This is a genomic window from Cupriavidus sp. PB-02 (genome assembly GCF_058252315.1).
Window position 1 is genome coordinate 3932294 of record NZ_CM177694.1, and the last position, 24555, is coordinate 3956848.

Here is a 24555-nt window from a genome sequence, read left to right on the forward strand (position 1 = left end):
GGCGCCATGCCTGCAAATAGCGATGCCGGCGGTATAATGGCATCCGGTCCGGCCACGCTTCGGACCGCACCTGTCCCCAACAAATGCAACTGCTCGCGATCGGCATCAATCACACGACGGCACCTGTCTCGCTGCGCGAGCGGGTGGCGTTTCCGCTCGAGCAGATCAAACCCGCGCTCGGCGCGCTGCGCTCGCACCTGTCGGGGCGCAGCGGCACCGAAGCCGCCATCCTCTCCACCTGCAACCGCACCGAGATCTATTGCGCGACCGACGTCCTGACGCCGGGCACGGATGGATTCGAGCACACCTTGCGCTGGCTGTCGCAGCATCACAACGTGCCCGCCGGTGAACTGGCGCCGCACCTGTACGCGCTGCCGCAGTCGGAGGCCGTGCGCCATGCCTTCCGCGTGGCCAGCGGGCTGGATTCGATGGTGCTGGGCGAAACCCAGATCCTGGGCCAGCTCAAGGACGCCGTGCGCACCGCCGGCGAGGCGGGCTCGCTTGGGACGTACCTGAACCAGCTGTTCCAGCGCACCTTCGCGGTGGCCAAGGAAGTGCGCGGCCAGACCGAGATCGGCGCGCATTCGGTGTCGATGGCCGCAGCCGCGGTGCGGCTGGCGCAGCGTATTTTTGAAAGCGTCTCGACCCAGCGCGTGCTGTTTATCGGCGCGGGCGAGATGATCGAGCTGTGCGCGACGCACTTCGCCGCCCAGCAGCCGCGCCAGATCGTGGTGGCCAACCGCACCGTCGAGCGCGGCGAGAAGCTGGCCGAGCAGCTCTCCGGCCAGGGCCTGACCACGCAGGCGATCCGCCTGACGGACCTGGGCGAGCGCCTGCATGAGTTCGATATCGTGGTGTCCTGCACCGCCAGCTCGCTGCCGATCATCGGCCTGGGCGCGGTGGAGCGCGCGGTCAAGCGCCGCAAGCACCGCCCGATCATGATGGTCGACCTGGCCGTGCCGCGCGACGTCGAGCCCGAAGTCGCACGCCTGGATGACGTCTTCCTGTACACCGTCGACGATCTCGGCGCGATCGTGCGCGAGGGCAATGCCCAGCGCCAGGCCGCAGTCGCGCAGGCCGAGGCCATCATCGAAAGCCGGGTGCAGAACTTCATGCACTGGCTGGAAACCCGCAGCGTGGTGCCCGTCATCCGCGAACTGCAGACCAGTGGCGAGGCCATCCGCCAGGCCGAGCTGGAACGCGCGCGCCGCATGCTGGCGCGTGGCGACGATCCTGAAGCGGTGCTCGAGGCCCTGTCCGGCGCGCTGACCCGCAAGTTCCTGCACGGCCCCACCCACGCGCTGAACCACACCCAGGGCGAGGACCGCGAGGCGCTGCTGCGCCTGGTGCCGGGCCTGTTCCGCCACAGCAGCCACTCCGAGCGCTAGCCGCTCTGCCCTTGCGCCGCGCGCCCTGCCGCGCCGCACGCCGCCGCCCGTCCGCGGGCAGCCCCGGCCCTCCGGCCCACCTCTTTCCCCCGCACCCGATGAAAGCCAGCATGCTTGCCAAGCTCGACCAACTGGCCGAGCGACTCGACGAAGTCAACGCCCTGCTCGCGCGCGAAGACGCCACCGCCAAGATCGACCAGTACCGCAAGCTCAGCCGCGAGCATGCCGAGCTGTCGCCGGTGGCCGAGCAGTATGGCGAGTACCGCCAGGCGCAGGATGACCTGGCCACGGCGCAGGCGCTGCTGGACGATCCGGAGATGAAGGACTTTGCCGCCGACGAGATCGCCAGCGCCCGCGCGCGGCTCGAAGCGCTCGAAGCCAGCCTGCAGCGCCTGCTGCTGCCCAAGGATCCCAACGACGACCGCAACCTCCTGCTGGAAATCCGCGCCGGCACCGGCGGCGAGGAAAGCGCGCTGTTCGCCGCCGATCTGCTGCGGATGTACACGCGCTACGCCGAACGCCATCGCTGGCAGGTGGAGGTGATGAGCGAGTCCGAATCGGACCTGGGCGGCTACAAGGAGGTGATCGTGCGGATCGCCGGTGATGCGGCGTTTTCCAAGCTCAAGTTCGAGTCCGGCGGCCACCGCGTGCAGCGCGTGCCGGCCACCGAGGCGCAGGGCCGCATCCACACCTCGGCCTGCACCGTCGCGGTGATGCCTGAAGCCGATGAAGTCGGCGAGGTCGAAATCAACCCGGCGGACCTGCGCATCGACACCTTCCGTGCCTCGGGCGCGGGCGGCCAGCACGTCAACAAGACCGACTCGGCCGTGCGCCTGACCCACCTGCCGACCGGCATCGTGGTCGAGTGCCAGGACGACCGCAGCCAGCACCGCAACAAAGACAAGGCGATGAAGGTGCTGGCCGCGCGCATTAAGGACATGCAGACGCGCGCCGCACAGGCCAAGGAGGCCAGCACGCGGCGCAATCTGATCGGCTCGGGCGACCGCAGCGACCGCATCCGCACCTACAACTTCCCGCAGGGGCGCGTGACTGACCACCGCATCAACCTGACGTTGTACAAGATCGACATGGTCATGGACGGCGACCTCGACGAACTGCTGTCGGCGCTGTCGGCGGAGCACCAGGCCGACCAGTTGGCGGCGCTCGGAGGGGACGTTTAAGTCACCCGTGTAACTGTTCCGCCATCAACCGCGCGTAAAGTCGCCGATATAGTTGTATTTCTTGTAAATGCTTGAAACAGCACTAGCAGCGTAAAAGGCCCTGTCTATAATCGATTTCGACCGGCAAACGGAGAAGGTGCCGGGTGAATCTCTCCCGAAAACATACCCAAGGACGAAATCATGAAAAAGCTGCTCGCACTGTTGATGATCACCGCGGCGATGGCCGCTTGCAGCAAGAAGGAAGAAGCCCCGGCCGCCTCCAGCGCCGACAGCGCCATGCAAAGCGCGGCTGAATCCGCCAAGGCCGCCGCCAGCGACGCCGCCGCTGCAGCCAGCAGTGCCGCAGACGCCGCCAAGGCCGCTGCCAACGACGCCGCCTCCAGCGCTTCGGCCGCTGCCGAGAAGGCCAAGGTCGAAGCCGGCAACGCCATGGAGAACGCCAAGCAGGCTGCCAAGGACGCGGTCAACGCCAGCGCCGACAAGGCCAAGGACGCGGTCAATAAGTAATCGTCCCGGCGGGGGCTTCAGGCCGCCGCCGTCAATCTGGCGGTACACTTGGCGCCAAGCCGGAAGTCCCGCCACAAAGCCCCACCAGGCATTGCGCCGGTGGGGTTTTTTATGGCCGGCAACAGAACCGTCCCTGCCTCCAGATGTCCTCCCCCAACTCCGCCGCACTGCCGGCGACGCCGACGCTGCGCGAAGCCCAGACCCTGGCTGCCATGACCGGCCTGCCGGCGCTGGAAGCGCGCATGCTGCTGACGCACGTCACCGGGCTGAACCGCACCCAGCTGATCACGCGCGACACCGACACCCTCACCATCGCCCAGCGCGACGCCTTTGCCACGCTGCTGGCGCGGCGCCTGGCCGGCGAGCCGATGGCCTATCTGATCGGCGAGCGTGAATTCTTCGGCCGCAAGTTCCGCGTCACGCCCGATGTCCTGATCCCGCGGCCCGATACCGAGATCGCGGCGGAAGCGGCGCTGGCCCGGCTGGCCGACGTGCCGCACCCGCAGGTGCTGGACCTGGGCACGGGCTCGGGCATCCTGGCCGTCACGCTGGCGCGCGAGCGCCGCGATGCACAGGTGTGGGCCACCGATATCTCGCCCGGTGCGTTGATGGTGGCGCAGGACAACGCCAGCGCACTCGGCGCGGACCGCATCCACTTCCTGGTCTCGGACTGGTATGGGGCGCTGCCGCCGGGCCTGCGCTTTCACCTGATCATCAGCAACCCGCCCTATATCGCCGCGGGCGACCCGCACCTGGCCGAGGGCGACCTGCGCTTCGAGCCGATCGACGCGCTGACCGACCACGAGGACGGCCTGTCCGACCTGCGCGCCATCGTCGGCGGCGCCGGCGCGCGGCTGCTGCCCGGCGGCTGGCTGCTGATGGAACATGGCTTCGACCAGGCGCAGGCCACCCGCAAGCTGCTGGAAGCCGCCGGCTTCACCGAAGTCTTCACCGCGCGCGACCTGGCGGGGCAGGAACGCTGCACCGGCGGGCGCTGGCCCCGAACACCGGCCTGAGGCCGGCCTGAAGCGCGGCGGCGATTCCGGGTAAAATCTCCGGCAAAACAGATCTCCGCCGTGCGGCTGGCCGCGCGGCATCCCATTCTCCCCAGGCGGCGCCCGCGCAACGGTCCCGCCCAACCGAAAAGCAAACCATGAGCGACGTGCAGCAAAAGATCGACCAGATCGTCAAGGGCAACCCGGTGGTCCTGTTCATGAAGGGCACCGCGCAGTTCCCGATGTGCGGCTTCTCGGGCCGCGCCATCCAGATCCTGAAGGCCTGCGGCGTGGACGCGCCGACCACGGTCAACGTGCTGGACGATGAAGGCATCCGCCAGGGTATCAAGGAATACGCCAACTGGCCCACCATCCCGCAGCTCTACGTGAACGGCGAGTTCATCGGCGGCTCGGACATCATGATGGAGATGTACCAGAACGGCGAGCTGCAAACCCTGCTGAAGGGCTGAGCCCGCCATGCCCGTGACCGGCGCCCCGCCGCAGCGGCTGATCGTCGCCATCACGGGCGCCACCGGCGCCATCTACGGCGTGCGCCTGCTGCAGGTGCTGCGCGCGGCGCCGTCGGTGGAAACGCACCTGCTGATTTCTCCCGCGGGCGTGATGAACCTGCAGCACGAGCTGGATATCAGCCGTGCCGAGGTGGAAGCGCTCGCCGGCGTCGTGCACAACGTGCGCGATATCGGCGCCACCATCGCCAGCGGCTCGTTCCGCGCGCATGCGATGGTGGTGGCCCCCTGCTCGATGCGCACGCTCGCCGCGATCGCGCACGGCCTCTCCGACAACCTGATCACGCGCGCAGCCGACGTCACGCTCAAGGAGCGGCGCAAGCTGGTTTTGATGGTCAGGGAAACGCCGCTGAACCTGGCGCATCTGCGCAATATGACGGCGGTGACGGAAATGGGCGGGATCGTGTTCCCGCCGGTGCCGGGCTTCTACCAGAAGCCGCAAAGCATTGCCGAACTGGTCGATCATACGGTCGGCCGCGTGCTGGACCTGGTCGACCTGCCCGAGATCGGCCAGACGCTCACGCCCAGCTGGGGCGGACTGAATGCCCGTCCCGGTGACGCGGCAGGCGGCAACTGAACGCTGCTGCCGGGCTCCCTGCCGTTGCTTCAATCCACTGCTTCAAATCCTTCTACGCTGCTGCATACTCCGGCTAACCACTGTCATTACCAGCGACGATAGCCGCGGCCATAGTAGCCGTAGCCGCCGTAGTAGTACGGCCGGGGCGCGACGACCACTGGCGCGGGCGCGACATACACGGGCGCCGGGCCTAGCGCAGGGCCGGCGGGGGTGGGATAGACGGCGCAGCCGCCCAGCAGGGTGACTGACGCCGCCGCGGCGGCCAGTCCAATCGTCAGTATTTTCATGGTTTCGTCCTTGGGGTCGAATCGGGCATGTGCCTGCCCTGCTGACGTTATACGGGCTCGCCGCGTAATACGGCGTCAAAGGCATGTAAGGCTTGTTACCGTTCCCTACGGAAACGTCGTGGCGACCCCTGGACCCATTCAGATCTCGAACCTTACCCCCTGTGCCAGCGGCAACGAATCGCCATAGTTGACCGTATTGGTCGCCCTGCGCATATACCCCTTCCACGCATCCGACCCTGACTCGCGCCCGCCGCCGGTTGCCTTCTCGCCGCCGAACGCGCCACCGATCTCCGCCCCGCTGGTGCCGATGTTGACGTTGGCAATGCCGCAGTCGCTGCCCGCGGACGAGATGAAGCGTTCCGCCTCGCGCATCGATTCCGTGAAGATGCAAGACGATAGCCCGTGCGCCGCGGCATTATTCAGCGCGATCGCCTCGTCGAAGGTGGTGTACGGCATCAGGTACAGGATCGGCGCGAAGGTCTCGGTCAGCATGGTGTCGTGCTGTTCGTCGGTCATCACCAGCGCGGGTCGCACGTAGCACGCGTGCGGAAAGCGGTCGGCCAGCAGCCGTTCGCCACCGGTGACGATATTGCCCTGCGCGCGGCACGCGGCCAACGCATTGGCCATGGCCTCTCCGGCGGTATTGTCGATCAGCGGGCCAAGCAGCGTGCCGTCCTCGAGCGGGTCGCCGACGGGCAGGCGATCGAACACGGTGATCAGCCGGCTGGCCATGGTGTCCATCAGGTCGGCGTGGATAAAGCAGCGGCGCAGCGTGGTACACCGCTGGCCTGCCGTGCCCGCCGCCGCGAAGGTGATCGCGCGCACGGCCAGTTCAATGTCGGCGGACGGTGCCACGATGGCCGCGTTGTTGCCGCCCAGCTCCAGGATGCTGCGCTTGAACTGCCCGGCGCAGGCGATGCCGACCTCGCGCCCCATCCGGGTCGAGCCGGTGGCGCTGACCAGCCGCACCGCCGGGTGCGATACCAGGTGATTACCCAGCATCCGCCCGCCCGGCAGCACCACCGAGATGCCGCTGTGCTGCGGCGCCACCGCCGCCAGCACGCGGTCGAGCAGCCCCTGCGCAGCCAGCGCGCACAGCGTGGCCTTCTCCGAGGGCTTCCAGATAACGCCGTTGCCGCACACCAGCGCCAGCGCCGAGTTCCACGCCCATACCGCCACCGGGAAGTTGAAGGCCGAGATCACGCCGCACAGCCCGTAGGGGTGCCAGGTCTCGCGCATCGCGTGCTGCGGGCGCTCGGAAGCGATGGTCAGCCCGTGCAACTGGCGCGACAGCCCGACCGCGAAGTCGCAGATATCGATCATCTCCTGCACCTCGCCCAGCCCTTCCTGCAGGATCTTGCCCGTCTCGAGCGACACCAGCCGGCCCAGCGCCTGCTTGTGTTCGCGCAGCACCTCGCCGAAGCGCCGCACGATCTCGCCGCGCGCCGGCGCGGGCAGCAGCGCCCAGGTGCTCTGCGCCGCGTGGGCGCGCGCGATCAGCGCATCGGCCTGTGCCGGCGTGCAGGCGGGCACATGGCCGATGGCCTCGCCGTCCACCGGCGAGCGCACGGTCACGGTGCCGGCCGGCGTGCCCTCCTGCCAGGGCCGCGGCAGGCCGATCGAATCCCAGCTGGCAGCGAACTGTTGCGCTTTCATACATGCATCTCCTGTAGCGGGTGCTGCGTGTAGTGGCGGCCGAAGCGGTTGGCCAGGAAGGCGTCGAGCGGCATCTGCTCCTGCCGGACGAAGCCGGACTGCGGCAGTGCGCCGGTCGCCACCATGTCCAGCGCGGTGCAGATGCCCGCAGCGGTGGTCAGCTGGATCGCGTTGACATGCCCGCCCTTGCCGTCCACCCCGCCGATGCGCGCCGAGAACGAAGCCTGCGTCAGCGGCCCGCGCCCCCGTTCGCCGCCGGCCGGATAGCCGGTGGCGGTGGCGAACACGATCACCACGTCCTGCTCGGTGACCGGGATGGCGCGGTCGAAGATATCGCGCAGCCATTCGCGGCGTTCGCGCAGGCGCAGGTCGTTGAGCAGCAGCTTCATCAGCGTGCAGTGGCCGGGATAGCGGATGGACTTGTAGTCGACATTGCGTGCGCGCCCGGCCAGCGTTTCGGGCAGCGTGCCGAGGCCGCCTGATGTATTAAAGGCCTCATATTCGATACCGTCCAGCGCGAAACTCTCCAGCCCCTCCAGCGCCGGCAACTCCACGCGGCGGCCGTCGACGATGGCCTCGCAGGGGTTGCAATACTCGTTGATCAGTCCCTCGGTGCTCCAGGTCAGGTTGTACTTGAGCGCGTTGCTGGGGTAGCGCGGCAGCGCGCCGACACGCATCTGCAGGTCGAGCAAGCCGCCGCCGCCGCGCAGGAAGCGCTGCGCCAGGTCGTGCCCGACCACGCCGATAAAGCCGGGCGCCAGCCCGCACTGCGGCATCAGCACCGAGCGCGCGCCCTGCGCCAGCGCGCGGATGGCCTGGGTGGCGGCCACATCCTCGGTCAGGTCGAAGTAATGCACGCCCAGGCGCGCCGCGACCGAGGCCACGCTGATGGCGGCATGGAACGGCAGCGCGTTGAGTACGGCATCGGCGCCGGCCAGCAGCGCGGCGCAGGTGCCCGGCTCGGTGGGGTCGCCGGCGCGCGCCAGCACGCCGCGCGGCAGGCCGTCCAGCCGGCGCGCGTCATGGTCAACCACGCTGACGCGGTAGTCGCCGCTGTCATGCAGCATCGCCGCGATGGTGCGGCCGATCTTGCCCGCGCCCAGCACCGTCACGTGCAGCGGGCGGGTCGCCTTGGGCAGGTCGCGCGGGCCCTGCCGGCCCAGGTTCGAGGGTTGCATGGTGTCTCCGTCCACAAGAAAAGTTGGTCCCGTTGACTGGAGTATGGATAGCCCATGAGACGGAATGAAGGCCCAAGAACGACGAAAAACCGCCATAATCGAACGAAACGACGAGACCTACCGACGTAATGACAGAACTCGACGCCACGGACCGCCACCTGCTGTCACGCTTGCAGGCCAATGCGCGCGAAAGCGCCGCCAACCTCGCCCGGCACCTGGGTATCGCCCGCACCACCGTGGTCGCGCGCATCGCGCGGCTGGAGCGCTCGGGGGTGATCGCCGGCTACGGCGTGCGGCTGGGTCAGAAGATGGAAGACAACGCGATCCTGGCCTACTGCGGCCTGTCGGTGCAGCCCAAGGCCGCGCCTGCGATCCTGCGTGCGCTGCAGCGGCTGCCAGAGATCGAGGAGGTCAATTCCGTCAGCGGGCCGGTCGACTACCTGGTGGCGATCCGCTGCGACACACATGACCGCCTCGATCGGCTGCTGGACGAGATCGGCATGCTCGACGGCGTCAACCACACCACCACCTCGATCGTGCTGGCGCGCAAGCTCGACCGCCGGCGCGCTGCCGGCTGAAGCGGTATGCTGCCTACCCGATCAAGCCATTGCGGAGAACACAACATGAACAATCCGATCCGTGTCGCCGTGGGCGGCGTGACCGGCTGGGCCGGCGGCGAACTGGCGCGCGGCGTGGCGCACGCGGCGGACATGACGCTGGTGGCCGGCCTGTCGCGCGGCGCCGCCGGGCAGCCGCTGGCGCAGCTGACCGGCCATGCCGATACCCCGGGCGTGGCCGCCGCCAGCATCGAGGCACTGGGCGAGACACCCTATGACGTCTACGTCGAATACACCAAGCCGGCGATCGCCAAGCACAACATTTTGCAAGCGCTGGCGCATGGTGCGCACGTGGTGGTGGGCACCTCCGGGCTGACCGACGAGGACTATGCCGAGATCGACGCAGCCGCGCGCAAGGCCGACCGCGGCGTGCTCGCCTGCGGCAATTTCGCCATCACGGTGGTGCTGCTGCAGAAGTTTGCCGAGATGGCGGCGCGCCACCTGGAGCACTGGGAGATCATCGACTACGCCAAGGCCGGCAAGGTCGACGTGCCTTCGGGCACGGTGCGCGAGCTGGCCTACCGGCTCGGCCAGGTCAAGACCGCGGCGCAGGTGGTGCCGGTCGACCAAGTCAACGGTCCGATGGAAACCCGCGGCGCCACCATGTCCGGCACGCAGGTACATGCGGTGCGACTGCCGGGCTACCAGCTTGGCGTGGAGGTGATCTTCGGCGCCGACGGGCAGCGCCTGCACCTGAAGCACGAGGCTGGCGACGGCTCCACGCCCTATGTCGCCGGCGCGCTGCTGGCGATCCGCAAGGTCCATACCGTGCGCGGCGTGGTGCGGGGGCTGGACAAGGTGATGGAAGGTCTCTGAGGCAAACGCATTGACTGGCGGGCGGCGCTGCCGCCCACCGCGGTCTTACCAGCTGCCCGGCTTCTCCGGCTTGGCGGCCGGCTTGGGCGCCGGCTTGGCAGGCTTAGCGGCCGGCGCGGAAGCCGGCGCCGGATTGAGTTTATTGTCGATCTCAGCGTCCTTCTCCGCCATCAGAACGCGCGCCTGCGGCAGCAGCATCTCGATGGTGCCGGTGTTGGGATCTTCCGGCATCGCGTACAGCTCCACGGTCAGCGGCTTCTGCATCCAGCCCGCGTGCAGCGTCTTGACGGTCTTGCCGCCCTTGTCGCGCATGTCGACCTGTTCCTGGCGGAACGGCTTGCCATACAGCGCCGTGACGCTGTCGGCCGCGGCCTGCTGCGAGTTGGCGCCGGCGGTCGGCACGATCAGACCGACCAGCGCGTTGCGGTCGACAAAGGCCACCACATGCGGGCCATCCATGAAGGCGGGGCGCTTGTCGCGCGGCACGCCGACCTGGCGCATCAGGCCGTCGCCCTTCAGTTCGACGCAAAACCCGGTGACATCGCGGCCGTCGGGCGTGCGCTTGTCGGCGCAATCTGGCAAGGCCGGCAGCGGGTTGCCGATTTCCAGCATGCCGAGCATTGGCGCCAGCGCGCTGGTTTCGGACTGGGCCGCAGACTTGGCCGATGACGGAGAAGCAGGCTTGGCGGCAGCCGCGGAAGCAGGTGCGGCGATGGCGCCAGTGGCGGCGCCCAGCAGGCCGGCAAGCGCCAGCCCGGCAACGGGGAATTTCAAATCGGACTCCTGGATGAACCTGGACAAACCTGGATAAAGGGCTCCGGGTTGGAGCAAGCCCTGGCCCGGATGTTCCGGGCGGATCGCGGTCGCGCGGGGCAAAACCGGCACACGGCGGTGACGACAAAGTCACTGCGACCGGTTCGATACGGGGCGACCGTCAGCTTAACCGATCGCCAAGGCGGCTCCGGCACTTGTGGCGGCGCTCAGCCGTGCATGCGCAGGAAGGCCTGGACGAAGGTGGCGATCATCACCAGCACCAGTCCCCACGCCAGCAGGCGCGGCACCCGGCTGGGCGGCAGCTGCCGGCGCGGCGTGCGCCGGACTCCCGGCAGCGGCGCGCGCAGGCGCGAAGGCGTCTGCAGGCCGCGGGTATGCCAGATGGTTTCCGGGCCCGCATCCTGCAGGTGGGTGCTTTCCTTGCTCGGAGGCCGGGTCTTGCCGGCCGGACGTTGCGAAGCCATCTGTGCTCCCCGGAACATTGCCCATGGCATGCCGGCGTCCTGTCATTGGTGTGTGTGCCGCCGGTGCACGCGCGGCCCGCTCAGTTTCACTGTGGGATCGCGCGGCGCCATGGTAGGGCAAAGCCGGGCGGCGCGCCATGGGACCGATGCGCCGACGCGCCGGCGCAACGCTGCCCGCACTGCCCGCGACCACCCCGCTCAGCCCGCCGGCGCCTTGCGTACCAGCATCAGCGCTTCGCGCCGGAACGCACGGCCGGCGCGATGGTAGAACGGGTGCGGCGAGAACTGCCGCGAGATAAACGAAGCAAGCAACGCCGCCGCCAGCAGGAACACCGTCAGGTCCTGCGTGCGCGTCATCTCCATCACGATCACGCTGGCGGTGATCGGCGCCTGCGTGGCCGCGGCCAGGAACGCTGCCATCGACACCAGTGCCAGCACGCGCGGCTCGGCCATGCCGGTGACAAAGTGCGCCACGTTCTCGCCGATGCCGGCGCCGATGGCCACCGCCGGCGTGAAGATGCCGCCCGGGATGCCGGCAAAGTAGGACACCACAGTCGCCACCAGCTTGGCGACGCCGAACCACTGCGTGGCATGCGATTCCCCGTTGATCAGCGCCGAGGCCTGCTCGTAGCCGGTGCCGAAGGTCGCGCCCGCGGTGGCCACGCCGAGCACCGCCACCACCAGCCCGCAGCCGAACGCCACCCACACCGGATGCTGCGTCGGCCAGGCGCGCCAGTGCGCGGGCAGCAGTCCGGGCACGCCGCCGATCAGCGCCTTGGCGAACAGCCCGCCCAGCACGCCGTTGATCAGCGCGCACAGCAACACCGGGCCCCACGCGTCATGCAGCACCAGCATCGGCACCTTGACCACGAAATACGGGTTGTTGCCCAGCAGCGCCAGCGACACGAAGCCGGCGGTCAGCACGCCGGACAGCACCAGCCGGTCCCAGCGCACCGCGGTGCCGCGGCCGAGTTCCTCGATGGCGAACACCACGCCCGCGAGCGGCGTGTTAAAGGCCGCGGCCAGCCCGCCCGCCGCGCCGGCGACGATCAGCGCGTTGGGATGGAAGCCGATGCGAAAGCGCAGCTTCTCCTGGCACCAGCGGCCCCAGGCCAGCATGGCCGCCGCCCCAACTTGCACCGAAGGCCCCTCGCGCCCGACCGAGGCGCCCGCCAGCAGCGCCAGCGCGGTCAGCACCACCTTCCACATCGATTGCCGCAATGACACCAGCACGGTCTGTGCGGCGCCCGCGGGCGGCAACGTGACCGCTGCGATCACTTGCGGGATGCCACTGCCGCGCGCCTGCGGCGCCAGGCGGATCGTCAGCCAGCGCAAGGCGGCCAGCCCGAACGGCAGCATCACGAATGCCAGCCACGGGGTCGCCTGGGTCAGTTGTTGGTTCCAGCGCAGCGCGACTTCGGCGATCCAGGCAAACACCAGCGAAAACAACCCCACGCAGCCGGCGCCGAACATGAACACCGTGTAGCGCAGCGTGGTGCGCGAGATGCGCCCCGCCTGGCGCGACTTGCGCCTGGCGGCCACGCGGGCGCGGCGGCTGAGCTTGTGCAGCAGGCGGGGATCGGGGGGCAGGGGGCTGGCGTCGGAACTGGCGTCGGGGCGCGCCTGCGGATCCGGGCGGTTGGCGGGATCCGGGGAAGCGGGATCGGCGGAATTCGGATCTTTGGGATCGGTGGGCTCGCGCTCGGTCATGACAGAGGGGCGTTACGTAGGCATCCGGTGCGGCGCCTGGCGGAGCCGGGATGACATCGAACTATACGCCCATCATGGCGGCGTCTGGCGCGTTGTGGCCGGCGATCGACGGCTGGATGCGGCATTCCGGCATGTCGTGGTGTGGACGCGCCTGCCCGCTTCCCCGGCTCCTCTCCCGCGGGCGGGAGAGGGGAGCAAGCCAGCGGCGCGCGAAACGCCGTCGCACCGACGATTACGCTCAGTCCAGCGTGATGTTGTTGGCCCTGATCACCTTGCCCCAGTGCTCACGATCCGCCTCGATATAACGGTCGATTTCCGCCTGCGAGCGCGGCGGCTGCACGATCAGCCCCAGCGCGTTGAAGGTCGAACGGAACTGCGGGTCCTTCAGCACGTGCGAAGCCGCAGCCTGCAGCCTGGCCACCGCATCGGCCGGCGTCTGCGCCGGCACCGCCAGGCCGAACCACGTCGCAGCCTGGAAATTCGGATAACCGCTCTCGGCCACCGTCGGCACGTTCGGCAACACATCCAGTCGCGTGCGGCCGGTGACCGCCAGCGCCTTGAGCTTGCCACCCTTGATATGCGGCAGCGAGGTGCTGACCACGTCGACCATCAGCTGCACATCATTGGCCAGCAACGCCGCCAGCGCCGGCGCGCTGCCGTTGTAGGGGACGTGCGTGACATGGATGCCCAGCTCGGTCTTGAGCATCTCGGTTGCCAGCTGCAGCGCGTTGCCCAGACCCACCGAGGCATAGTTAAGCTTGCCGCCCGCCGACTTGGCGTAGGCCGCGAACTCGCGGATGTTGCTGGCCGGCACCTGGGTGTTGGTCACCACCACCAGCGGCACCTCGGCGCCGATGGTGAAGATTTTGAAGTCCTTGGGCGGATCGTAGGTGATCTTCTTGTACAGCATCGGGTTGAGCACCATGCTGCCGTTGGTGGCCAGCACCATGGTGTAGCCGTCGGCGGGCGCGCGCGCCACGCTGTTGGTGCCGATCATGGTGGCGGCGCCCGGGCGGTTCTCCACCACCACGGTCTGGCCGAGCTGGCGCGACATGCCATCGGCCAGGGCGCGTCCGAACTGGTCGGTCGAGCCGCCGGGCGTGTACGGCACCACCAGCTTGATCGGCCGGTCGGGATAGGCGGCCTGCGCCGCGCCGCCCCACAAGGCCAACGCACATCCCGCGCCCGCCGCCGTGGCGGCGAGCCATGTGCGCCATCCGCTTCTGCTGCTGTGCATCGCGTCTCCTCCTGTCATTGTCTTTATCTCGCGCTGGCGCTCAGACGCGGCGCTGGCGGCCTTCCCAGTATCGGTCACGCAACCGGCGCTTGGCGAGCTTGCCGGTCTCGTCGCGCGGCAGCTGCGCCTCGATCACGATGCTGCGCGGCACCTTGAAGCCCGACAGCCGCTGGCGCAGCCATTCGATCACCTCGGCCTCGCGGATTTCCACGCCGGGCATCGGCTGCACCATGCCCAGCAGGCGCTCGCCGTATTCGTCGTCGGGGATGCCGAACACCACGCAGTCGGCCACGCCGGGATAGCGCACCAGTTCGTGCTCGATCTCGGCCGGGTAGATGTTCACGCCGCCGGAGATCACCATGTCGGAGGCGCGGTCGCAGATAAACAGGTAGCCGTCGGCATCGACAAAGCCCATGTCGCCCAGCGTCACCAGCCCATCGCGGTCGATGGCAGCGCGCGCGGCGTCGTTGTTGCGGTAGCTGAAGTCGGGATAGGCGGGCTGGCGCACGTAGACCAGGCCGACCTCGCCCGGCGCGCACTGGCGGCCGTCCTCGTCGAGGATGCGCAGCTGCGCGGCGTCGACGGGCTTGCCGGCGGTGCCGGGACGCTCGGCGGCATCGGCCGGGGTGGCGACGGTAATCATGCCGGCTTCGCTGGAGGCGTAGGTTTCGTGGATCACCGGGCCCAGCCAATCGAGCATGGCGCGCTTCACGTCCGGCGAACACGGCGAGCCGGTCGAGGCGACAAAGCGCAGCGACGACAGGTCGTACTTCGCCCGTACCTCGGGCGGCAGCTTGAGCAGGCGCACGTACATGATCGGCACCAGGTAGATCACGTCGATGCGGTGCTTTTCGATCAGCGCCAGCACCTGCTCGGCATCAAAGCGCGGCGTGAGCACCAGCCGCTCGGCCATCTGCAGCGCGTTCTGGATAAACGAGCCCGGCGCGCTGTGGTACAGCGGCGCCGACATCAGCGCACGGCAGCCCGGCTCGAGGCCGTAGGTCTGCCGCACCACGGAGCGCATGCGCGCAAGCTGGCTTTCCAGCTGATCGAGCGGCACCGGCTGGCGCACCACGCCCTTGGGCCGGCCGGTGGTGCCGGAGGTGTAGGCCATATGGCCGCGCGGGGCCACGCGCGGGCCGTCGTAGGCGGGCTGTTGCGCCAGCCAGCTTTCGTATTCGATGGCGCCGCCGCCGGTACCGCCGCTGCCGCCCACGGCCAGCACCGTCATGCCGGCCGGCACGGCCTCGCGCACCGCGGGCAGCAGGTCGGCTTGCACCAGCAGTACCTTGGCGCCGCTGTCGGTCAGCAGGAAGCGCACTTCCTCCGTGGTGAAGTGCCAGTTGATCGGGCAGTAGTAGCAGCCGGCCGTGCGGCAGGCGTGGACCACGTCGGCGTAGGCAGGGTCGTTGCGCAGCAGTACCGCGACCACGTCGCCCTCCTGCACGCCCAGCGTGCGCAGGCCGCCGGCCAGTTGCGCGCCGCGCGCCACCTGCTCGTCGCCGGTGCGATGCATGTCTTCAAACCAGAGGTCCGTGGCCATCCGTTGTCTCCTGTATTGCTGTGCGTTCTGCGGAATCGGGCGCCGGTCCGCGGTGCGGCCGGCAGTTAATCACTGTATCGGTGCTGCCGTGCATCGACAATCACGCGCATCGGAATCACAATGTTGCGCCATAGGTGACAATTCTTCAGGCAATCCCGGATGGACCTCAACCTGATCCAGGCTTTCGTCGACATCGTCGACGCCGGCAACCTGGCCGAGGCGGGCCGGCGGCGCGGCGTCACGCGCTCGCAGGTCAGCCGCCAGCTGCGCGAGCTGGAGCACCAGGCCGGCGCGCAACTGCTGCGCCGGACCACGCGCCGGCTGGAGCTGACCGAGCCCGGCCACGCGCTGTACCAGCACGGTGTGCGCATCCTGCAGGAGGTGGCGTCGGCGCAGGCGGAGATCGACAGCCTGGGCAAGACGCTGCGCGGCCATGTGCGCGTGAGCGTGCCCACTGGGCTGGGCGACGCCTATATCGCGCCGCTGCTGCTGCAGTTCGCGCAGAAGCACCCCGGCATCACGCTGCGCGTGTTCTTTGCCAACCGCGTCAACGACCTGATCGCCGCCGAGATCGATGTGGCGCTGAAGGTCACTTCTGCGCCGCCGCTTGACCACGTGGCGCGCGAAATCTGCGACATCCGCTGGCAACTGTATGCATCGCCGGACTATCTTGCCAGCATTCCGCCGGTACGCGTGCCGCCCGACCTGGCCGGCTGCCAGTTCCTGTGCCCGCCCTACCCTCCGCGCCAGTTCGCGCTGTCGCTGTACCGCGACGGCCAACGCGTGGACGTGGCGCTGACGCCGACGCTGCAATCCGAACACTTCCTGTTCCTCGCGCGGGCCGTGCGCGAGGGCCATGGCATCGGCCTGCTGCCGGTCTATATCGGCTGGGAGGAAGTGCGCGCCGGGCACCTGGTGCCGGTGCTGCCCGACTGGCGCCCGGAGGGGCTGGGCAACAAGCTCTTCATCATCACCACGCCCAACCTGCATCCGTCGATGGCGACCCGGGCTCTCATCGGGTTCATGCGCGAGGAGCTGGGCAAGCTGGAGGTCTTCCGGGACGCCGCGGCCTGAGCGGCGGCGGCGGCACACTGGCCGGTGAGCGAACGGCATCTACGCCGGGCCGGCGCAAACTTTCAATTTGCAAGCTATGATTCAGCAAACTTGCAAATTGAAAGCAAGCCGACGACATCCCAGGCGCCCCCATGACCCCCACCGATTTCGCTTCCATGCCCTGCCCCGTCGCCCGTTCCATGGCGGTGCTGGGCGAACGCTGGGCAATTCTCGTGCTGCGCGAGGCCTTCTACGGCAGCACGCGCTTCGACGAGTTCGAAAGCAACCTGGGCATCGCTCCCAACATCCTCAGCGCGCGCCTGAAGACGCTTGTGGCGCACGACCTGTTGGCGCGCGTCACGCCAGAGGGCGGTGGCCGCCACGTCTACCAGCTGACCGACAAGGGGCGCGATTTCTTCCCCGTCTTTGTCGCGCTCAAGGCCTGGGCCGACTGCTGGATGACCGATGAAAAGGGTCCGCTGACCGTGCTGCAGGACCGCCGCACCGGCAAGGAAATCGCCGCGGCGGAGCTGATGCGCGCCGATGGCAGCCAGATCACGCTGGACGAGGTGCGCGTGCTGCCCGGGCCGGGCGCGGGGCGCTTCCTGCGGCGTCGCTTCGGCGACGCCGAAGCTGTCAGCGAGCAGGAGAGCCGCCATGACTGATACCAGCGCGCTGCGCGCCTGCGCCGCCCCGGCCGAAGCGGTGCCCGCCAGCGAACTGGCCCGCCGCATCGGCAAGCTGGCCGGCCCGACCGCGCTGATCGCGCTGCTGCAGGCCGTGGCCCAGCTGATCGAAACCTGGCTGGCCGCGCGCCAGGGCACGGCGGCGCTGGCCGGCTGGGCCGTGGTGCTGCCGTTTGCGCTGCTGCTGCAGCAGATGTCGACCGGCGCGATGGGCGGGGGCGTGGTCGCGGCGATCGCGCGCGCGCTCGGCGCCAACAGGCGCGAGGAAGCGTCGTCGCTGGTCGTGCACGCGCTGCTGATCGCGGTGACCGCGGGACTGGCCTTTGCCGTGGTGCTGGCGGGATTTCCGCGTGGCGTGCTGGGCGCGGTGGGCGGCGACACCGCGGCCGAGGCGGCTGCCACCTATGCGATCTGGTTGTTCGGCGCCGGCGCCATACCGGCGTGGCTGGCCAACACGCTGGCCTCGGTGCTGCGCGGCGGCGGCCGCCATGCGCTGGCCGCGCGCGTGCTCACGCTGATGTGGATCGCCTTCCCGCCGCTGTCGTGGCTGCTGGCCGAGCCCGCCGGCATGGGGCTGGCCGGTATTGGCGCGGCGCTGGCGGCGGTGTCGTGGGCCGCGGCGCTGGCGATGGTGGTCGTGGTGGCGCGCGGCGGCGCGGGCTTCGTGCCGGTGTTGCGGTTGCGGCCGTCGTGGGAACTGTTCGCGCGCATCCTGTCGGTGGGGCTGGTGGCGTGCGCGCTGGCGGCGGTGGGCAACCTGACCACCATCCTGGTCACCGCGCAACTGCGCCATCATGGCACCGCGGCGGTGGCGGCCTATGGCATCTCGGCGCGGCTGGAATTCCTGATGATCCCGCTCGCCTTCGGCGTGGGCTCGGCGCTGACGGCGCTGGTCGGCCGCGCCGTGGGTGCCGGCGACTGGCACACCGCGCGCCGCACCGCATGGGTGGGTGCGTTCCTGGCGCTGGCCATTGCCGGCATGGCTGGCGCCGCGGTGGGCCTGGCACCGGTGCGGTTTGCCAGCCTGTTCACCAATGACGCGGAAGTGATCGACATCGCGGCGCGCGCGCTGTCATGGGTGGGGCCGGCCTTCGGCGGCTTCGGGCTCGGCATGGCGCTGTACTTTGCGTCGATGGGGGCGGGGCGCATGCGTTGGCCGGTGGCCGCCGGGCTGTGCCGGATCGCGCTGGCCGTGGGCGGCGGGTGGATGCTGGCCAATGTGTTCGGCATGGGGCTGGACGGGCATTTCCTGGGGGTGGCGCTGGGGATCACGGCCTATGGCGTGGTCACTGCGATGGGGGTCAGGCAGGGAGAGTGGTCGGCGCGATAAGCATTGCGGCGTTGGCGCAAGCCGCGACCGGTGGCGTGCTCCCCTACCGCGTCAACACCTTCGCATCCCCCTGCATCCCCGCATCGCGTACATCCTGCGGCACCGACGGCCAGCCGCCGCCGAGCGACTTGTACAGCGCCGCGGTGCTGGTCAGCACATCCACCTGCCCCTGCACCGCTGAAAGCTGCGCGGAGAACAGCTTCTCCTGCGCCGTGGTCACCTCCAGGTAGCTGGAATATCCGCCCTCGTAGCGCGCGCTCGACTGGTCGGCATACACCACCAGGCTCTTCTCCTGCTGGCGCAGGCTCACCAGCCGGTTGCGGGTCTCGATGCCGCTGGACAGGGCGCTGTTGACGTCGGCCAGCGCCGCCAACACGGTGCCCTGGTAGGCCAGCATGGCCTGGTCGCGCTGCGCCGATGCGGTCTGCACCTGGCCCCGGATGGCGCCCCCCTGGAAAATCGGCTGGGTCAGCCCGGCGCCGATGCCCCACACTTGCGAGGCGCTGTGCCACAGGCCTGCCGGCGAACTGGCGATGGCGCCGAACAGGCCGCTCAGGTTGACCGCTGGCAAGTACAGCGCCTGCGCCGCGCCCAGCTGAGCGTTGGCGGCGATGGCGGTTTGCTCGGCCTGCAACACGTCAGGCCGGCGCGACAGCAGCGCGGCCGGCAGGTCGGCGCCGACCGGCGGCGGCTGCAGTTCGTTGACCGGCTTGCCGCGCTCGATCGGGCCGGGCTCGCGGCCCAGCAGGACCGACAGCGCGTTCTCGGTCTGCGCGATGCCGCTGCGCAGCACCGGGATCGTCGCCTCGGTCACGTAAAAATCGTTCTCCGCCTGCGACAGCTCCACCTGCGAGATCACGCCGCCCTCATAGCGCTGCCGGAAGATATCCAGCCCCTGCCCGCGCGCCTGCAGCGTCTGCTGCGCGATCTCCAGCTGCGCGTCGAGCCCGCGCAGCGTGGCATAGCCCTGCACCACCGACGCCGCCAGCGACAGCACCACGCCACGGCGGGCGTACTCGGCGTTCCACAGGCTGGCCTCGGCCGCCTCGGCCTGCCGGCGGATGCGGCCCCACAGGTCGATCTCCCAGCTGGCATTGGCCAATAGCTGGTAGGAATTGCGCGGGCCGTCGAGCGACGCGAACGGCGTGCCGGTGAAAGTGCCGGCGCGCTGGCGAGTAGCCGACGCCGTCAGGTTGACCTGCGGGAAGAAGCCGGCGCGCACCACCATCAGCTGGCCACGGAATTCATCGATGCGGGCCGCGGCGATGCGCACGTCGTAGCTGTTGCGCAGCGCCGTCTCGACCAGCGAGTTAAGCACCGGGTCGCCGAAGCTGTCCCACCAGGCGCTGTCCGCGGCCACGGACAGCACGCCGGTGTCGATGCGGTACTGCGCCGGATCCGCCGTGGCCGGGCGCTCGTAGTTGGGGCCGATGGCGCAGCCGCCCAGCGCCGCGGCCACGCAGGCGCCGGCCAGCCGGCGGCGCGCGCTCATGACGGTTCTCCGGCCGGTGGCGTGGTGGGTGCAGCGCCGACCTTGGGCTTCGGCTTGCGCTCGGACATCACCTCCAGCCCCCAGAAGAACATCGGGATGAAAAACAGCGCAATGACCGTGGCGCCGAGCATCCCGCCGATCACGCCGGTGCCCAGCGACTGTCGGCTGGCCGCCGACGCGCCGCTTGCGATCGCCAGCGGCACGCAGCCGAGGATGAAGGCGAGCGAGGTCATGATGATCGGGCGCAGGCGCAGCTTGGCCGCATGCAAGGCGGCATCGTAGGCACTGAGGCCTTCCTTGTGCCGTATTTCCACCGCGAACTCGAAGATCAGGATGGCATTCTTCGCCGCCAACGCAATCAGCACCGTCAGCCCGATCTGGAAGTAGACGTCGTTCTGCATGCCGCGCAACAGGATGGCAACCAGAGCACCGAACAGCGCGAACGGTACCGCCAGCAGAACACCGAACGGCAGCGTCCATTTTTCGTACTGCGCAGCGAGGATCAGGAACACCATCAGCAAGGCAAAGGCAAAGACCATTGCTGCCGTCGATCCGGCGGTCTTCTCCTCGTATGCCTGGCCGCTCCAGGCATAACTGTAGCCCGGGCCAAGCACTTCCCGCGCCACGTCCTCCATGGCCGCAAGCGCCTGGCCAGAGCTGTAGCCCGGCGCGGCATCACCCATGATCTTGGCGGCCGGGAAATTGTTGAAGCGGGTCATGATATCCGCGCCTGGGACATACCGGGATGTCGTCACCGCCTTGATCGGCACCATTTCGCCAGTGCGGTTGCGCACGTAGACCTTGTCGAGATCCTCCGGACGCGAGCGGTAGTCAGGTTCGGCCTGCAGGATCACCTGGAACAGCCGGCTGTTCTTGGGGAACTGGCTGACGAAGAGCGAACCGAACATGGTCTGCAGCGCGGAATAGACCTGCTCGACGGGCACGCCCTGGGTTTCGGAGCGTTCGCGATCCACCTCCACCAGCAACTGGCGCGAGCGCGTGTTGATGGTGGAATTGATCCCCGTCAGCTCTGGCCGGTGCCGGGCCTTGGCGATAAAGGCATGCACCCGCTCCTCCAGCTGCTGGTAGGTGCCGTCCGCCGTGCTCTGGAGCCAGAACTCAAAACCACCGGTCGTTCCCAGGCCCGGGATCGAGGGCGGGTTGATCGGAATTGTCACACCGTCCTGGTAGCTCGCAAACTCCTTCTTCGCTTTGGCGATCAGGTCCGCCGCGCTCTCGCCTTCCTTGCGGTCATGGAAGCCCTTCAGCGTGATGAACAAGGTAGAAGCATTGGCCTTGTTCTGCGAATCGATCAGGCTGTACCCGTCCACAGACGCCACCGAGCTGACGCCGGCCTGCTTGGCGTACCAGGCCTCGGCACGGGAGGAGAGGTTGCCGGTGCGGTCCAGGCTGGCCGCATCCGGCATGACCACGGCACCGAACAGATAGCCCTGGTCCTCCACCGGCAGGAACGACGACGGTATCCGCACGAACATCAGCACGCTCACCCCGATCATGACAAGGATGATGATGATGGAGATCACCGTCCGCCTGATCACAACCTGCAGCGACTTGTCGTACCCCTGTATCAGTCGATCGAACGAATTGTTGAACCACTGGAAGAAGCGGTTCTTCTTATGCTCGCCGGGCTTGAGCAGGATTGCCGCAAGCGCCGGCGATAGTGTCAGTGCCACCACCCCGGATAGCACCACCGACACCGCGATGGTGACGGCAAACTGCTTGTAGAGCTGGCCGGTAATGCCGGACAGGAACGCCACCGGGATGAATACCGCCAGCAGCACCAGCACGATCGCAACCACGGGGCCGCTCACCTCGTCCATGGCACGCTTGGCCGCCTCCTTTGGTGGCAGCTTGAACTCCACCATGTTGCGCTCGACGTTCTCGATCACCACGATTGCGTCGTCAACCACAATGCCGATGGCCAGCACCATCCCGAACAAGGTCAGCATGTTGACCGAGAAGCCGAACATGCTCATGCCGACGAAGGCGCCGATGATGGACACCGGCACGGCAAGGATCGGCACGATCGTTGCGCGCAGGCTCTGCAGGAACAGGTAGACGACCAGGATCACGAGAATCACCGCATCGCGCAGCGTGTGCACCACCTCGTTGATCGATTCGTTCACAAACTCCGTGGTGTCGAGCGCGACCTCATATTCCAGCCCCGGCGGGAACGACTTTTTCAGTTCCGCCAGCGTGCTGCGGACCTGCTTGGCCACGTCCAGCGCATTAGCGCCCGGCTGCTGGTAGACCGCCAGCAGCGTGGCGGTCTTGCCCTTGTAGCGGCTGCGCAGCGAATAGTCCTTGACACCGAGCTCGGCCCTGCCGATGTCCTTGAGCCGCACCAGCGCGGCGTCGCCCGACTGCGCGCGCAGGATCATGTTCTCGAACTCGGCGGGCTCGGTCATCTGGCCCTTGGTCGCAATCGGGAACGTCTGCAGGACCGTGCCCGTGGTCGGCGACTGTCCGATACGGCCGGCCGAGAACTGCTGGTTCTGCGCGCTGACAGCGTTCTTGACGTCCTCCGTGGTAATGCCCAGCGACGCCATCCGGTCCGGCCGCAGCCAGATCCGCATGGCGTAGTCCGGATTGCCGAAGATCGCCGACTGGTTGGCGCCGGGAATGCGCTTGAGCGCATCCAGCACATAGATGTTGGCGTAGTTGCCGACAAAGGTCTGGTCGTAGCTGTTGTCCGGCGAAAAGATGGCAATCACCATCATGAACGCAGAAGAGCGCTTCTGCACGGAAACGCCCTGGGCCGTGACAGCTTCAGGCAGGGTCGGCAGCGCCAGGTTGACCCGGTTCTGCACGTCCACCTGCGCCAGTTGCGGATCGGTCCCGATCTCGAAATACACCGTCAGGGTCAGGTCACCCGTCGAGGAACTCGTCGAGTTCATGTACATCATCCGGTCCGCGCCGTTGACCTGCTGCTCGATCGGCGCCGCGACGTTCTGCGCGACCACTTCCGCGCTGGCTCCCGGGTATCGCGTCGTCACCGTGATCGACGGCGGCGTAACGTCCGGGAACTGGGCAATCGGCAGTTTGGTCAGCGCGACCAGGCCACCCACCACGATGATGATCGACAGGACCGACGCAAAGATGGGCCGGTCGATAAAGAAGTGGGCAAGCTTCATGGCTTGCTCCCTGCGCTCTCCGTGCCCTTGGCCTGGGCGGGCGATGACGCGCCTGGCGCACCTGGCGCGCTGGCGGCCGCCGCACCCGCCGGGGGCTTCTGTCCGGGAACAGCCTCGACGGCCTTGACCGGTGCGTCGGGCGCCAACCGCAGCCCGCCGCTGATGACCACGCGCTCGCCGGCCTTCAGGCCAGAGCGCACCACCCAGTTGTCACCGGTCCACTGGCCGACCTCCACCACGCGCTGCTGGGCCTTGTTGTCCTGGCCCACCACCCAGACCAGTTGCCCGCGCGGCCCCTGGATGATGGCTTCCTGCGGCACCGCAATGGCCTTCGTGCGCTCGGCGCCATGCAGCTTGACCCGCACGAACTGCCCTGGCCGCAGCGTGCCCTCGGGGTTGGAGACCTCGGCCCGGATCATGTAGGTGCCGGTCTCGGCGCTGAACGCCGCATCGGCGAAGGTGATCTTGCCGTGGTACGGGAACTGGCTGCCATCGGCCAGCACGATCACCACGTCGAAGGCGCCCTTGGCCGGGAACTTGAGCGCGCCCGATTCCTGCTCCGCGCGCGACGACAGCACCTCGTTTTCCGACAGGCTGAAGTTGACCCACATCGGGTCGAGCTTGGCGACGTAGGTCAGCAGGCTGTTGGACGGGTCGATATAGCTGCCGGCCTGCTTTTTGGCAAAGCTCGACACGCCCGTGACCGGCGACTTGATCGTGGTATAGCCCAGGTTCAGCCTGGCATTGGTGACATTGGCCCGGGCCGCCTCGACCGAGGCCGCGGCGGCCTGTTGCTTGCCGGTAGCATCATCCAGGTCGCGCTGGCTCAGGGCGTTGCGTTCGGCCAGCGGGCGCACCCGCGCCAGGTCGGCATTGGCGGTCTTGAGCCGCGCCACCTGCTGCGCCAGTTCGGCATTGGCGGCATCCAGCGCCGCGGCAAACGGCTTGGGATCCATCAGGAACATGGTCTCGCCGGCCTTGACCACCGCACCCTCGGTATAGACGCGCCGGTCCAGGAAACCATTGACGCGCGCGCGGATCTCTACTTGCTGCGAGCTCTGGGTCTGGCCGACGAAGTCATAGACGATCGGCACATCCCGCAGCGCCACCGTCATCACGCCGACCTCCGCCGCGGGCGGTGCCACGGCCGCCGGTTTTTCCTTGCTGCAGGCCGCCAGCACTACGCAGGCCAGGCACAGCATGCTGCGCCAGTGGATAGCAGTGTTCACGGGTCCTCCTCCCGCCATGGTGTTGCACGCGATCGCGTGCACGCGGCGCCCAGGCGGACGCTGCGTGCAGCAGGCGGCAGCCATGCGCGTGCCTTATCCGGCAGGGTAAGGCCGGTGCCGGCACGCGCCAATTCAATTCTTTTCGATTGCGTA

22 protein-coding genes are annotated in these 24555 nt (G+C 68.4%); 11 read left to right on the forward strand and 11 right to left on the reverse strand.

Annotated features, from left to right (window positions below):
- The first annotated feature begins 83 nt into the window (after nt 1–83).
- From hemA to AC10V3_RS18465, 6 genes are all read left to right on the forward strand, one after another.
- The gene (gene hemA, locus AC10V3_RS18440) at nt 84–1388 is read left to right on the forward strand and encodes a glutamyl-tRNA reductase (protein ID WP_022536759.1); all 1305 of its coding nucleotides are present in this window, start codon (nt 84–86) and stop codon (nt 1386–1388) included.
- Between the two features lie 98 nt (nt 1389–1486).
- Complete coding sequence (prfA, locus tag AC10V3_RS18445; protein WP_022536760.1) at nt 1487–2569, forward strand: peptide chain release factor 1; 1083 nt, start codon at nt 1487–1489, stop codon at nt 2567–2569.
- 180 nt (nt 2570–2749) lie between these two features.
- Nucleotides 2750–3076: a hypothetical protein gene (locus tag AC10V3_RS18450; protein WP_022536761.1), complete on the forward strand. Its 327-nt coding sequence runs from the start codon at nt 2750–2752 to the stop codon at nt 3074–3076.
- Between the two features lie 143 nt (nt 3077–3219).
- Nucleotides 3220–4092 (forward strand): peptide chain release factor N(5)-glutamine methyltransferase, encoded by an 873-nt coding sequence (gene prmC / locus AC10V3_RS18455; protein ID WP_022536762.1) that lies wholly within the window; start codon nt 3220–3222, stop codon nt 4090–4092.
- Between the two features lie 137 nt (nt 4093–4229).
- Nucleotides 4230–4541, forward strand: coding sequence for a Grx4 family monothiol glutaredoxin (gene grxD / locus AC10V3_RS18460; protein WP_010809878.1), 312 nt, complete (start codon nt 4230–4232; stop codon nt 4539–4541).
- A gap of 7 nt (nt 4542–4548) precedes the next feature.
- Complete coding sequence (locus AC10V3_RS18465; RefSeq protein ID WP_022536763.1) at nt 4549–5175, forward strand: UbiX family flavin prenyltransferase; 627 nt, start codon at nt 4549–4551, stop codon at nt 5173–5175.
- A gap of 86 nt (nt 5176–5261) precedes the next feature.
- On the opposite strand, the gene AC10V3_RS18470 is transcribed toward AC10V3_RS18465, so the two are convergent.
- The 3 genes from AC10V3_RS18470 to AC10V3_RS18480 all read right to left on the reverse strand — a co-directional run bounded on the left by AC10V3_RS18470 (nt 5262) and on the right by AC10V3_RS18480 (nt 8296).
- The gene (locus tag AC10V3_RS18470; protein ID WP_041681622.1) at nt 5262–5456 is read right to left on the reverse strand and encodes a hypothetical protein; all 195 of its coding nucleotides are present in this window, start codon (nt 5454–5456) and stop codon (nt 5262–5264) included.
- Nucleotides 5457–5600: 144 nt separating this feature from the next.
- Nucleotides 5601–7118, reverse strand: coding sequence for an L-piperidine-6-carboxylate dehydrogenase (amaB, locus tag AC10V3_RS18475; RefSeq protein WP_022536765.1), 1518 nt, complete (start codon nt 7116–7118; stop codon nt 5601–5603).
- Nucleotides 7115–8296, reverse strand: coding sequence for a saccharopine dehydrogenase family protein (locus AC10V3_RS18480; protein WP_022536766.1), 1182 nt, complete (start codon nt 8294–8296; stop codon nt 7115–7117). The genes amaB and AC10V3_RS18480 overlap by 4 nt, the downstream gene beginning before the upstream one ends.
- A 128-nt stretch (nt 8297–8424) precedes the next feature.
- On the opposite strand from AC10V3_RS18480, the gene AC10V3_RS18485 reads away from it, so the two are divergent.
- On the forward strand, nt 8425–8874 hold the full coding sequence (locus AC10V3_RS18485) for an Lrp/AsnC family transcriptional regulator (protein ID WP_022536767.1): 450 nt from the start codon (nt 8425–8427) through the stop codon (nt 8872–8874).
- 45 nt (nt 8875–8919) lie between these two features.
- Nucleotides 8920–9729: a 4-hydroxy-tetrahydrodipicolinate reductase gene (dapB, locus tag AC10V3_RS18490; RefSeq protein ID WP_022536768.1), complete on the forward strand. Its 810-nt coding sequence runs from the start codon at nt 8920–8922 to the stop codon at nt 9727–9729.
- A gap of 45 nt (nt 9730–9774) precedes the next feature.
- Here dapB and AC10V3_RS18495 read toward each other — a convergent pair whose 3' ends face one another.
- The 5 genes from AC10V3_RS18495 to AC10V3_RS18515 all read right to left on the reverse strand — a co-directional run bounded on the left by AC10V3_RS18495 (nt 9775) and on the right by AC10V3_RS18515 (nt 15493).
- Entirely contained in the window at nt 9775–10503 is a 729-nt protein-coding gene (locus AC10V3_RS18495) for a hypothetical protein (protein ID WP_022536769.1), read from the reverse strand.
- A gap of 206 nt (nt 10504–10709) precedes the next feature.
- Nucleotides 10710–10967, reverse strand: coding sequence for a hypothetical protein (locus tag AC10V3_RS18500; RefSeq protein ID WP_051369825.1), 258 nt, complete (start codon nt 10965–10967; stop codon nt 10710–10712).
- A gap of 198 nt (nt 10968–11165) precedes the next feature.
- Nucleotides 11166–12677 carry a chloride channel protein gene (locus AC10V3_RS18505; protein WP_022536771.1) on the reverse strand — a complete coding sequence of 504 codons (1512 nt, stop codon included), beginning with the start codon at nt 12675–12677 and terminating at the stop codon, nt 11166–11168.
- 238 nt (nt 12678–12915) lie between these two features.
- Nucleotides 12916–13914 carry a Bug family tripartite tricarboxylate transporter substrate binding protein gene (locus AC10V3_RS18510; protein ID WP_022536772.1) on the reverse strand — a complete coding sequence of 333 codons (999 nt, stop codon included), beginning with the start codon at nt 13912–13914 and terminating at the stop codon, nt 12916–12918.
- Between the two features lie 40 nt (nt 13915–13954).
- Nucleotides 13955–15493, reverse strand: coding sequence for an AMP-binding protein (locus AC10V3_RS18515; RefSeq protein ID WP_349605164.1), 1539 nt, complete (start codon nt 15491–15493; stop codon nt 13955–13957).
- Between the two features lie 123 nt (nt 15494–15616).
- On the opposite strand from AC10V3_RS18515, the gene AC10V3_RS18520 reads away from it, so the two are divergent.
- The 3 genes from AC10V3_RS18520 (at nt 15617) to AC10V3_RS18530 (ending at nt 18526) form a co-directional block, all read left to right on the forward strand.
- Nucleotides 15617–16531: a LysR family transcriptional regulator gene (locus tag AC10V3_RS18520; RefSeq protein WP_022536774.1), complete on the forward strand. Its 915-nt coding sequence runs from the start codon at nt 15617–15619 to the stop codon at nt 16529–16531.
- 131 nt (nt 16532–16662) lie between these two features.
- Complete coding sequence (locus AC10V3_RS18525; protein ID WP_022536775.1) at nt 16663–17175, forward strand: winged helix-turn-helix transcriptional regulator; 513 nt, start codon at nt 16663–16665, stop codon at nt 17173–17175.
- Nucleotides 17168–18526, forward strand: coding sequence for an MATE family efflux transporter (locus AC10V3_RS18530; protein WP_490922715.1), 1359 nt, complete (start codon nt 17168–17170; stop codon nt 18524–18526). The genes AC10V3_RS18525 and AC10V3_RS18530 overlap by 8 nt, the downstream gene beginning before the upstream one ends.
- Before the next feature lie 43 nt (nt 18527–18569).
- Here AC10V3_RS18530 and AC10V3_RS18535 read toward each other — a convergent pair whose 3' ends face one another.
- Genes AC10V3_RS18535 through AC10V3_RS18545 form a run of 3 tightly spaced genes read right to left on the reverse strand, consistent with a single transcriptional unit; the run spans nt 18570 to nt 24402 of the window.
- Nucleotides 18570–20018 (reverse strand): efflux transporter outer membrane subunit, encoded by a 1449-nt coding sequence (locus tag AC10V3_RS18535; protein WP_490922716.1) that lies wholly within the window; start codon nt 20016–20018, stop codon nt 18570–18572.
- On the reverse strand, nt 20015–23173 hold the full coding sequence (locus tag AC10V3_RS18540; RefSeq protein ID WP_022536778.1) for an efflux RND transporter permease subunit: 3159 nt from the start codon (nt 23171–23173) through the stop codon (nt 20015–20017). Before AC10V3_RS18540 ends, AC10V3_RS18535 begins: the two co-directional genes overlap by 4 nt.
- On the reverse strand, nt 23170–24402 hold the full coding sequence (locus tag AC10V3_RS18545) for an efflux RND transporter periplasmic adaptor subunit (protein ID WP_022536779.1): 1233 nt from the start codon (nt 24400–24402) through the stop codon (nt 23170–23172). The genes AC10V3_RS18540 and AC10V3_RS18545 overlap by 4 nt, the downstream gene beginning before the upstream one ends.
- Between the last annotated feature and the right edge of the window lie 153 nt (nt 24403–24555).